12 protein-coding genes are annotated in these 11096 nt (G+C 66.9%); 4 read left to right on the forward strand and 8 right to left on the reverse strand.

Going from position 1 to position 11096, the window contains the following annotated elements:
- Positions 1-2: 2 nt before the first annotated feature.
- From leuS to AACH06_RS06240, 5 genes are all read right to left on the reverse strand, one after another.
- The gene (gene leuS / locus AACH06_RS06220; RefSeq protein WP_341424783.1) at positions 3-2648 is read right to left on the reverse strand and encodes a leucine--tRNA ligase; all 2646 of its coding nucleotides are present in this window, start codon (positions 2646-2648) and stop codon (positions 3-5) included.
- A gap of 132 nt (positions 2649-2780) precedes the next feature.
- On the reverse strand, positions 2781-3173 hold the full coding sequence (locus tag AACH06_RS06225) for an ExbD/TolR family protein (RefSeq protein ID WP_341424784.1): 393 nt from the start codon (positions 3171-3173) through the stop codon (positions 2781-2783).
- Positions 3174-3353: 180 nt separating this feature from the next.
- Positions 3354-3995, reverse strand: coding sequence for a MotA/TolQ/ExbB proton channel family protein (locus AACH06_RS06230; protein ID WP_341424785.1), 642 nt, complete (start codon positions 3993-3995; stop codon positions 3354-3356).
- Between the two features lie 12 nt (positions 3996-4007).
- Positions 4008-4805 (reverse strand): 4-hydroxy-tetrahydrodipicolinate reductase, encoded by a 798-nt coding sequence (gene dapB / locus AACH06_RS06235; RefSeq protein ID WP_341424786.1) that lies wholly within the window; start codon positions 4803-4805, stop codon positions 4008-4010.
- Positions 4805-5350 (reverse strand): outer membrane protein assembly factor BamE, encoded by a 546-nt coding sequence (locus AACH06_RS06240; protein WP_341424787.1) that lies wholly within the window; start codon positions 5348-5350, stop codon positions 4805-4807. The genes dapB and AACH06_RS06240 overlap by 1 nt, the downstream gene beginning before the upstream one ends.
- A gap of 147 nt (positions 5351-5497) precedes the next feature.
- On the opposite strand from AACH06_RS06240, the gene fur reads away from it, so the two are divergent.
- Positions 5498-5962: a ferric iron uptake transcriptional regulator gene (fur, locus tag AACH06_RS06245; protein WP_341424788.1), complete on the forward strand. Its 465-nt coding sequence runs from the start codon at positions 5498-5500 to the stop codon at positions 5960-5962.
- Here fur and hprK read toward each other — a convergent pair.
- From hprK to hpf, 3 genes are all read right to left on the reverse strand, one after another.
- Positions 5949-6905, reverse strand: a complete 957-nt coding sequence (gene hprK, locus AACH06_RS06250; RefSeq protein ID WP_341424789.1) for an HPr(Ser) kinase/phosphatase — start codon at positions 6903-6905, stop codon at positions 5949-5951. The two genes, fur and hprK, sit on opposite strands and share 14 nt — an antisense overlap.
- A 147-nt stretch (positions 6906-7052) precedes the next feature.
- The gene (locus tag AACH06_RS06255; protein ID WP_341424790.1) at positions 7053-7523 is read right to left on the reverse strand and encodes a PTS sugar transporter subunit IIA; all 471 of its coding nucleotides are present in this window, start codon (positions 7521-7523) and stop codon (positions 7053-7055) included.
- A gap of 295 nt (positions 7524-7818) precedes the next feature.
- Positions 7819-8157 carry a ribosome hibernation-promoting factor, HPF/YfiA family gene (gene hpf / locus AACH06_RS06260; protein WP_341424791.1) on the reverse strand — a complete coding sequence of 113 codons (339 nt, stop codon included), beginning with the start codon at positions 8155-8157 and terminating at the stop codon, positions 7819-7821.
- 377 nt (positions 8158-8534) lie between these two features.
- On the opposite strand from hpf, the gene corA reads away from it, so the two are divergent.
- From corA to AACH06_RS06275, 3 genes are all read left to right on the forward strand, one after another.
- Complete coding sequence (gene corA, locus AACH06_RS06265) at positions 8535-9509, forward strand: magnesium/cobalt transporter CorA (RefSeq protein ID WP_341424792.1); 975 nt, start codon at positions 8535-8537, stop codon at positions 9507-9509.
- A 117-nt stretch (positions 9510-9626) separates the two neighbouring features.
- Entirely contained in the window at positions 9627-10085 is a 459-nt protein-coding gene (locus tag AACH06_RS06270; protein ID WP_341424793.1) for a hypothetical protein, read from the forward strand.
- Positions 10086-10211: 126 nt separating this feature from the next.
- Positions 10212-11069 carry a hypothetical protein gene (locus AACH06_RS06275; RefSeq protein ID WP_341424794.1) on the forward strand — a complete coding sequence of 286 codons (858 nt, stop codon included), beginning with the start codon at positions 10212-10214 and terminating at the stop codon, positions 11067-11069.
- Positions 11070-11096 lie beyond the last annotated feature (27 nt).

Below are 11096 nucleotides of genomic sequence, written 5' to 3' on the forward strand. Positions count from 1 at the left end.
GGTCAGACCACCACGTTCACCAGACGACCCGGCACGATGACGACCTTCTTCGGCGCCTTGCCTTCGGCGAACTTGATGAAGTCCGGGCTGGCGAGCGCGGAGGCCTCGATCGCGGCCTTGTCCGCGGTGGCGGGCACCTTGATGGCGCCGCGCAACTTGCCGTTGACCTGCAGCATCAACTCGATCTCGTCTTGCACCAGCGCGGCCTCGTCGACCACCGGCCACGGCGCATCGAGCAGGTCGCCCAGCTGAGTGGCGTAGCCAAGGTCTGCCCACAGCGCGTGGGTGATGTGCGGGCAGGCGGGATACAGCCCCCGCAGCAGCACCGAGAACCCTTCGCGCAGCACGGCGGCGTCACCGGCATCACCGGCGCGGGGCGAGAAGCCTTCGAGTGCATTCAGCAGCTTCATCGCCCCAGAGACGACGGTGTTGTACTGCATGCGCTCGTAGTCGTACGAGATCTGCTTGAGCACGAGGTGCACCTCGCGCCGCAGGGCCTTTGCGTCCCCCGACAGCTCAGCGGTGTCGGTGGTGCTCTTGAGCAACTCGGCGTGCTTGGCGCCGAAGGCCCACACCCGCTTCAGGAAGCGGTGAGCCCCCTCGACGCCGGCGTCGTTCCACTCCAGTGTCTGCTCGGGTGGCGACGCGAACATCACGAACAGGCGCGCGGTGTCGGCGCCGTAGCGGTCGATCAGCTCTTGCGGATCGACGCCGTTGTTCTTGGACTTCGACATCGTGCCCACGCCTTCATAGGCGATGGCCGAGCCATCGCTCTTGAGCTTGGCGCCGGTGATCTTGCCGCCTTCGTCGAACACGTTCTCGACCTCGTGCGGCCAGAAGTATTCGATGCCCCCCTTGTCGGTGCGCCGGCTGTAGATGTGGTTGAGCACCATGCCCTGGGTCAACAAGCGCTTGAAGGGCTCGTCGACCTGCACCAACCCGATGTCGCGCATCACCTTGGTCCAGAAACGCGCGTACAGCAGGTGCAGGATGGCATGCTCGATGCCGCCGATGTACTGGTCCATCGGCATCCAGTACTTCGTGCCGTCACCCACCATCTGCTGGTCGTTTTTCGGGTCGCAGTAGCGCATGAAGTACCACGACGAATCAACGAAGGTGTCCATCGTGTCGGTCTCGCGCCGAGCGGGCTTGCCGCAGCAGGGGCAGTCGACCTTCAGGAAGGCTTCGCACTTGTTCAGCGGGTTGCCGGAACCATCGGGGATGAGGTCTTCGGGCAGCACCACCGGCAGGTCCTTCTCGGGCACCGGCACCGGGCCGCAGGATTCGCAGTGGATGATCGGGATCGGCGTGCCCCAGTAGCGCTGGCGGCTGACGCCCCAGTCGCGCAGGCGCCAGGTGGTCTTCTTCTCACCCAGACCCTTGGCGGCCAGCATCTCGGCCACCTTGTCGACCGCCGGCTTGTAGGCCAAGCCGTCGAGCACGCCCGAGTGGATGCAATGGCCACGCTGCTTGTCGCCGTACCACTCTTCCCACGCGCTGGCGGAGTAGGCGTGGCCGTCGATCGCCACCACCTGGTGGATCGGCAGGCCGTACTTCTTCGCGAACGCGAAGTCGCGCTCGTCGTGTGCCGGCACGCCCATCACCGCGCCGTCGCCGTAGCTCATCAGCACGTAGTTGCCGACCCACACCTCGACCTGCTCGCCGGTCAGCGGATGCGTGACCTTCAAACCGGTCGGCACGCCCTTCTTCTCCTGCGTGGCCAGCTCGGCTTCGGTGGTGCCGCCCTGCGCGCATTCGGCGATGAAGGCGGCCACGGCCGGGTTCGACGAGGCGGCGTGGGCGGCCAGCGGGTGCTCCGGCGCGACCGCGCAGAAGGTGACGCCCATGATGGTGTCGGCCCGCGTCGTGAAGACGTAGAGCTTGCCTTCCTGGATGAGCGCGCCATCGGCCCCGTGGATCTGGTGCGGGAAGGCAAAGCGCACGCCTTCGCTCTTGCCGATCCAGTTCTCCTGCATCAGGCGCACCCGCTCGGGCCAGCCGGCGAGGTAGTTCTTGTCCTCGGGGTTGGCCACGGCCGAGAGCAGCTCATCGGCGTACTGCACGATGTTCAGGTAGTAGCCTGGGATCTCGCGCTTTTCCACCAGCGCGCCCGAGCGCCAGCCGCGCCCGTCGATCACCTGCTCGTTGGCCAGCACGGTCTGGTCGACCGGGTCCCAGTTGACGACCTGGGTGCGGCGCACCGCGATGCCCTTTTCCAGCATCTTCAAGAACAGCCACTGGTTCCACTTGTAGTACGCCGGCGAGCAGGTGGCCACCTCGCGCGACCAGTCGATCGCCAGGCCCATGGCCTGCATCTGGCCCTTCATGTGGGCGATGTTCGAGTAGGTCCACGCGGCCGGCGGCACCTTGTTCTTCATTGCCGCGTTTTCGGCCGGCAGACCAAAGGCGTCCCAGCCCATCGGCATCAGCACGTTCATGCCCTTCATCCGCAGCTGCCGGGTGAGCATGTCGTTGATCGTGTAGTTGCGCACATGGCCCATGTGCAGCTTGCCCGAGGGGTACGGCAGCATCGAGCAGGCGTAGAACTTGGGCTTGCTCGCGTCTTCCGTGACGCGGTAGGCGTCACGGGCGTTCCAGTGCGCCTGGGCGGCGCTTTCGACCTCGGCGGGGACGTATTTCTCGTTCATCCCCGGATTATGAAGGCTGCCCCTGCGGGCGCAGGCCAGAGGTCGGCTCCCCGAGTTATGGCGAGCTGAGGGCGATCGCCCCGGGGCTGCTGGGCGGCGGATATCCTGCCGCTTCGGCCGCTACTTCGGCTCTTACTTCGGCGCGCTGGCTGCGGGGCCGCCGGCAGTGATGAAGCCGATGCGCGACAAGCCGGCTTGCTGCAGCAGGCCGATCAGCTCGGCCACGCGCCCGTAAGGCACCGTGGTGTCGGCGCGCAGTTGCACTTCAGTCGCAGGATCGCGGCCCGCCGCGCGTTCGGCCTGCTGTCTCAGCTCGTCTGATGACACCGGTTGTTCACCGACGAAGAGCTGGCCCTTGGCGTCGATCGCCAGCGCGAGCACCACCGGCGTGTCGGGAGAACGACCGCCTTCGACCTTGGGAAGGTCGAGCCGCAGGCTGGAGCTCATCAACGGCGCTGTGATGATGAAGATCACCAGCAACACCAGCATCACGTCGATGAGCGGTGTCATGTTGATGTCGCTCATCGGGCTGGGGGCCCGGGTGCGTTCGAGGCGGCCGAATGCCATCTCAGCGCCCCCCACCTGCCGCGCGCGGCACGCCGCCCAACGCCGCAGCCCCTTCCGGGGTCTTGCGCGGTTCCGGTTGGGCCGGGCCGCAGCCGGCGCCGCCCCGCGGGGCAGTGGCCTTCAGGGAGCGCAGCGGGCTCATTGAAGCGCGATCTCGCGCAGATCGTGGGCGAAGCCTTCGAGCTCGGCTTCGCAGGCGCCCAGCCACTTGCCGAACACGTTGTAGGCCAGCACCGCTGGAATCGCCACCGCCAGGCCGGCGGCCGTCATGACCAGCGCCTCGCCCACCGGGCCGGACACCTTCTCGATCGAGATGCCGCCCGACGTGGCGATGCCGATGAGGGCATGGTAGATGCCCCAGACGGTGCCAAACAGGCCGACGAAGGGCGCGGTGGCTCCGACCGAGGCCAGAAACACCTGGCCCATCTGCAGGTGGGCCAGACCGGCGTGCAGCGCATCGCGAAGCCGCCGGGTGAGCTGCGATTCGACCGCCCCTTGCGACTGCAACGTGCCGGCATCCGGCCGGCGGAAGGCTGCATCAGCCAGAGGCGCGATCACGCCTTCACGGTCGAGGGCGGCCAGGCGCTCGCGGGCCGCCTGACGATCCGGCGCGTTCCAGAAGGCGTCGATGGCGCGCCGCAGGTCGACCCGGGTACGGTGCAGCACCCAGGTCTTCCAGAAAATCAGCACCCAAGCGCCGACCGACATCGCCAACAGCAGCAGCGCCACCGAGCGGCCGATCGCATCGCTTTGGAACCAGAAGCCTTGCAAACCTTCCATTGCCGCCTTCCGTCAGATACCGAGCACGTCGGCCATCGAATACAGGCCCGGCGCGCGGCCATTCAGGAATCGCGCCGCCCGCAGGCTGCCCTGGGCGAAGCCCACACGGCTGGTCGCCTTGTGGCTGATCTCGACGCGCTCGCCGGTGCCGGCAAACAGCACGGTGTGGTCGCCGACGATGTCGCCGCCACGCACCGTGGCAAAGCCGATGGTCTGGGCGTCGCGCTCGCCGGTGACCCCTTCGCGGCCATAGACGGCGTGGGTCTTCAGGTCGCGGCCCAGGGCCTGCGCCACCGCTTCGCCCATCGCCAGGGCGGTGCCGCTGGGGGCGTCTACCTTGTGGCGGTGGTGCGCCTCGATGATCTCGATGTCGTAGCCTTCGTTCAGCGCCTTGGCGGCCATGTCCAGCAGCTTCAGCACGACATTGACGCCCACGCTCATGTTGGGCGCCATCACGATGCCGATGTCGCGCGCTGCCGCGGAGATCTCCGCCTTTTGCGCTTCGGTGAAGCCGGTGGTGCCGATCACGAGCGGGATGCCGCGCTGGCGGCACACCGCCAAGTGGGCCAGCGTGCCTTCAGGGCGGGTGAAGTCGATCAGCACCTGCGCATCGGCGAGGCCCCGAGACAGGTCGTCCGTCACCTGCACGCCGCTGGCGCGTCCGAGCCAGGCCGTCGCGTCCTGGCCGATGACCGGGTTGCCCGCGTGGGCCAGCGCACCGGCGAGGGTGCAATCGGGCGCGTTGAGCACGGCTTCGATCAGCATGCGGCCCATGCGGCCGCTGGAACCGGCGATTGCGACGCGCAGCATCAGTTCCCCAGCGGCGGGTAGCTGCGGATCGCCCCTTGCGGCGCGGTGTTCGCGGCGGTTGTTTCCACCTTGGGCGGCGGCGGCAGGGCTTGGCGCTCTTCGTCGCTCAATTCCAGCTTGGGCGTGGAGCCGCGGGAGGGCCGGCTGATCGATGCGACGAACTCCAGCTCGCTCGGCAGATCGGGCGCCTGGACCGCCTTCACCACGTCGTTCTCGAACACCACCACCACCGAGCGTTGTTGCGGCTCAGTGCCTTGGCGGCGGATCACGAAGACGTAATCCCAGCGCTGGGCGTGGAAGGCATCGGCCAGCAGCGGCGAGCCCAGCACGTCGCGCACGCGATTGCGCGGGGTGCCGGGCTTGATGGCCGCGATCTGCTCGCGCGTGACCACGTTGCCCTGCACCACCTCGACGCGGTACGGCGTGACGACGCTGGTGATGCCATCGCTCATCGTGCGGGTGATCAGCGTGCAGCCGCCGAGAGCGGCCAAGCCCAGCAGCGCAGCGGCCAAGGGAACGATGCGGGGAAGTCGGATCGGGGGCATGAAGGTAGGCACGAGGTGCCGGCGGGCCAGGGCGCTGGGGGCCGCCCGGTGGTGGGGGCGCACAGGCCCCGGCAGTGGGCCGGGCTGGCTATGATGCGACGATTCTAGCGGCCTGCCTTGGCCGTCCCCGGACGCGAAAGCCTCACCATGCCCACCCACGTCGACGAACTCAAGAGCAGCGGCCTGAAGGCCACGCTGCCCCGATTGCGCATCCTCGAGATCTTCCAGAAATCGCCGGTGCGGCACATGACGGCGGAAGACGTGTTCAAGGCACTGCTGGTCGAGGGCTCGGACATCGGCTTGGCCACGGTCTACCGCGTCCTGATGCAGTTTGAGCAGGCGGGGATCCTCGCGCGCAGCCATTTCGAGTCGGGCAAGTCGGTTTTCGAGTTGAACGAGGGCCAGCACCATGACCACCTGGTCTGCCTGACCTGCGGACGCGTCGAGGAATTCTTCGACCCCGAAATCGAAACCCGTCAGCGCGCAGTGGCGCAGGCGCGTGGGTTCGAGTTGCACGACCACACGTTGGCCTTGTACGCCGTGTGCACCAAGGCCGAATGCGAGCACCGGCCCTCCGCGGGCGGCGGCTCGACGGCCGTCAAGGGTCCCTGAGGGCGTCCATCGCCGCCTGGTGGCGGCCGATGAATTCCTGGTAGGTATCGATCCCTCGCAGCTGCAGGATGGTGTTGCGCACTGCGGCTTCGACCAGCACCGCCAGGTTGCGGCCGGCATCGACCGCGATCACCACTTTGCGCACCGGGATTTCGAGGATTTCCTCGTACAGCGGCTCATAAGGCAGGCGCTCGAACTCGCGCTCCATCGTCTCTTTGCGCACCAGGTGCACGATGAGCTTGAGCCGCATCTTGCGGCGCACCGCGGTCTCGCCAAAGATGGCCTTGATGTCCAGCAGGCCGATGCCCCGCACCTCCAGCAGGTTCATCAGCAGGTCGGGGCAGCGTCCCTCCAGCGTCGTCTGTGAGACGCGGTAGAGATCCACCGCATCATCGGCCACGAGCCCATGACCGCGTGAGATCAGCTCCAGGCCGAGTTCGCTCTTGCCCAGGCCGGATTCCCCCGTCAGCAGCACGCCCAGCCCGAGGATGTCCATGAACACGCCATGGCGGGTGGTTCGCTCTGCAAACAGCTGGCTGAGATACGAGCGCACCACGTCGATCACGTGGCCCGCCGAGGCGGTGGTGATGAACAGCGGGATCTCGGCGCGGTCACACATCGCGACCAGCCGGTCGGGTGCGCGCTGATCGTCGGCGACGATGATCACCGGCGGCTCGAGCGTGACGATGCGCTGGATGCGCCGCTCGAGCACGTCCGGCGGTGCATCGTTCAGGTAGGCCACCTCGCGCCGCCCCACGAGCTGGACGCGGTAGGGGTGGATGTAGTTGAGGTAGCCCACCAAATCGGCCGCCGAGCGCGCGTCGCGCACGGCGGCTTCGTCAAACCGTCGCTCGGGGTGGGCGTGACCGGCGATCCACTCCCAGCGCAGGGAGGGTTGGTGCTCTTCGAACAGCGCTTCGGCGCTGATGGAGATCGGTTTCACGAGTGGAGAGCCCCCATACCCCGGTGCCGTGGCCGAGCGGATGCCGACCCGATGCGCCACCGGAGCCGATCCCGCGTCGCCCGCAGGCTGCCAGTGCACCGCGAGGGGGCGGCCGGCGCCAGTGGGCGAGCAGGCTTCATGTCGTCGTCAGGCGACGGACTTCAGCGGTTCCCAGTCGGCGATCAGCCGATGCACCGTCGCCGCGTCCGGCGCCGACTTCAGTTTGTCGCGCAGTTCCCGGTCCGACAGCAGTTCGGCGATCTCGGACAGGATTTCGAGGTGGCGCTGCGTGGCCGCCTCGGGCACGAGCAGGAAGATCAGCAGGCTGACCGCCTCATCGTCTGGCGCATCGAAGGGGATGGGGTTCTGCACCCGCAGCACCGCGGCCAACGGGTTCTTCAGCCCCTTGACCCGACCATGCGGCACGGCCACCCCATGGCCCAAGCCGGTCGACCCCAGGCGCTCACGCGCAAACAGGTTGTCGGTGACGGTGGCACGGGCGATGGCGTGCTGGTTTTCGAACAGCAGGCCCGCGTGCTCAAAGGCGCGCTTCTTGCTGGTGGCATCCACACCCACCAGCACGTTGTCCACGGGCAGGATGGCGGCAAGGCGGTTCATCAACGGCTCTCTCGACAACAAGATCAATGGGCGTCTGTGTCTTTCGGCCGGTGATCCCTCCGGCTTTAAGGGTGCGGATTATAGAAATCTGACGCATCCCACAAGACGTCAACGTCAGTCTTCTCAGGGGGGTTGACCTGTCTAGATGCTGCGTTGCAGCAACAGTCTAGCGAGTTGACGCCCCGATGGGCGATTTTCTTTGTCAACAAATAGCAAGGCGACCACGGGGGTCGCCTGTCGAGGGGAAGACCGGGGCGAACGGCCCTTTCAGAAGGCCAGCGCCCCGAGGGGGAGGTCAGGTGGCAGCGTCCATGTGCTTGACCGACTCGTGATGATGGTCTTGCAGCCGGTCCTTGTGGCGGCAGACCTGGCGGTCGAGCTTGTCCATCAGCTGATCGATGGCGGCATACAGGTCCTCATGCGACTGCTCGACGAAGATGTCGCGACCTTTGACGTGAAGGGTCACTTCGGCCTTCTGCCTGCGTTCCTTTTCCTTCAGCTTTTCCACCGTCAGCAGCACATTCACATCCACCACCTGGTCGAAGTGGCGCGTGACGCGCTCGAGCTTGGTGAGCACGTACTCGCGCAGAGCAGGTGTCACTTCCAGATGGTGTCCGCTGATCGTCAAGTTCATCGAGGCCTCCTGGCAAGGAAAGGGTTACCACCGCACCGGCTTAGGCCAAGCCGGTTCATGACGTCCTGATGACGCCACCGGTCCGATCCAGTGTGCCCCCGGGCCCACGCTTTGACAAGGAAAAGCGGCGGTGTCAACGCCGGTTAGACTGTGCCGTTTCGTGCAAATGCACGGTACTTGGCGGCGTCATAATCTGCCGCTTCCTTACATCTGAAACACCACCGTGGACAGTTCCCACCCTCGGTGACCGCCTGCTCCAGCCGCCAACGGGCCTGATGCCCGTGGACGTTGCCAGGGTGGGCGGTTGCCCCGAACCCACCCTTTGAGTGACTACGCGGCGCTGCCCCCAGCAGGCAGCCCGCTCTGCTGGAGCCCCCATGCTCAACGTCTTCACGCTGGACAAAGGCCGCTTGTCGGGCCGGTTGCTGCAAGAAGAGATCGATTCCGCCGATGAACTCGCGGAAGTCCAGCCTGTCTGGGTCGACCTGGAAGCGCCCACCGCCGAGGAAATCGGCTGGATCGCCGGTCGCTTCGGCCTGCGCATTCCCGACAACATCGTCGATGACGACCTGGAGGAATCAGCGCGGTTCTACGAGGAAGACAACGGTGAGCTGCACATCCGTTCCGACTTCTTGATCGACGACGATGTCACGCCGCGCAACGTGCGGGTGGCCTTCATTCTTTACAACAACGTGCTGTTCTCGATCCACGCCGAGGACTTGCCGGTGTTCCGCCTGTTGCGCCTGCGGGCCCGCCGCATCCCGGCGCTGATCGAAGACGCGAAGGATGTGTTGCTCAAGCTCTATGACGCCGACGCCGAGTATTCGGCGGACGCGTTGGAAAGCATCTATCTCAGCCTGGAGAAAGTCAGCGCCCGGGTGCTGAAAGAAGAGGTCGACGACCGTGCTGCCGGTGAAGCGCTGGGTGCCATCGCGAAGGAAGAAGATTTGAACGGCCGCATCCGCCGCAACGTGATGGACACCCGTCGCGCGGTGAGCTTCATGATGCGCAGCCGCATGCTCAATGCCGAGCAATTCGAAGAGGCGCGACAGATCCTGCGCGACATCGATTCGCTGGACTCGCACACGGCCTTCCTGTTCGACAAGATCAACTTCCTGATGGATGCGACGGTCGGTTTCATCAACATCAACCAGAACAAGATCATCAAGATCTTCTCGGTCGCCTCGGTGGCGCTCCTGCCGCCCACGCTGATCGCCAGCGTCTACGGCATGAACTTCCAGCACATGCCCGAGCTGAACTGGAGCTACGGCTACTACTTCGCCATCGCGTTGATGATCGCGTCCGTCGCGGCGCCGTTGCTGTATTTCCGCAGCAAGGGCTGGATGCGGTAACCCCCTTCAAGCAGGCCGCGTCGGCCGGCGCCAATCGGTCACGATCGTCGCGTCCGGTTTCAACTGATTCGGGTCGCGTGGCTCAATGCTGCGCTGCACTCGAACGAAGAGCGGGGCATGAACACCCTGCTCGCTGCCGGTCTCGTCGCCCTCGCTGCGACTGCCAGCTCTCCGGCGCTGGCGCAGTTCAACCTGGTGCCCTCGCCGCTCGCGCTCAGCGCCGGCACCGTTTCGGAGGCCCAGTCAGCGCAGGACTACCGACGCGATGCGGCGAAGCGGGTGTACGAATCGTTTCCCACCCACATCCACCGCGGCAAGCTGCCGCCGCTGATGTACGCCATCGCCATCACCGAGGCCGACATCGACGCCGCCGGGCGCGTGACCGAGGTCCGCATGGTGCGAGAACCCGCCGCGGCGAAAGAGGTGGGCCCCTGGGTGCTGGCCTTGCTGCGCAAGACGCAGTTCCCGGCGCTGCTGCGCATGGACCGTGTCACCTACCGCGAGATCTGGCTCGTCGACAAGACCGGCAAGTTCCAGGTCGACACCCTCACCGAGGGCCAACGCAGCGGCAATTGATGGACGGGAGGTGCGGGTGTCGGCGGCGGCCGCAGCTGCCGCGTTGCTGACGGTAGAAGCCTTCGGCTGGATCGTCTCGCGTCGCGGGACGGCCGCCAGAATGGCGCAAAGCCCCACGCGCAACCCATGCCAACACCCTATCGGGCCCTGGTGATCTGCCCGGCCCTGACCGCCTGGGCCGCCCTGGTCCTCGCAGCCCCATCGGCTTCCACCCCGCCCTCCAACGGCGCCGCTTCCGGGGCCTTGACACTGTTACTGCCGCTGCAAGGCAGCGGCGCGGGCCCAGGCGGCGGCATCCTGAAGCTCGACGACATCAACGACAGTCGCTGTCGTGCCGCCGAGCGTTGCGGCCGGGCCGCTGCAGCTTCCCGCGATGCGGTGGTGCAGCTCACCGTCCAGTCGCCGGAGGGGCGTCGCTATGCCGCCACCCTGGCTCTCGGCGCGGCCCCAGGCCGGCCCAGCCGCTCGGCGCCTGCGTCGGCCCGGATGGGCGATTGGCTGGTCGAGTTGCTGGCGATCACGCCGGAAGGTCGCGAGCTCCCCTCTGATGGCCCGGCTGGGCGCCCGCAGACAGCGTCCCTGCGCGTCACCCCGGCCGATCGGGTGAGCCTGGGCGCAGGGCAGGTGGCGGACTTGCCGCGCGCGGGTGCGCGCCTTCGCGTTCTGTCGATCGATGACCACCGCTGCCCACCCGGCGTGGCCTGCGGGGTGGCCGGGTATGTGCAAGTCGAGACGGAGATCAGCGCGCCCGGCGTGCCTGCCGAGCGGATGACCTGGGGCGCCCCCACCGACGCGGTCGCGGTGCGAACCTGGCGCGGCCACGACATCGCCTGGTGCGGCGTGCCACCGCCGCGCGGTGTGCGCGGTGTGGAGGGCGGCGGCCAGCCCCCGTTGCAGGCTGAGTTCTTCGTCGGCCCGGCCTCTGGGCAGAAGGCGTCAGCCCCCGCCCCGGCAGGCGCGGTGTGCTCACCGGCCCTGCCGTGAGGGCTTGGCGTTAGGGCCTGGCCGCTG

It is taken from the genome of Ideonella lacteola, assembly GCF_038066555.1.
Taxonomy (GTDB): domain Bacteria; phylum Pseudomonadota; class Gammaproteobacteria; order Burkholderiales; family Burkholderiaceae_C; genus Ideonella; species Ideonella lacteola.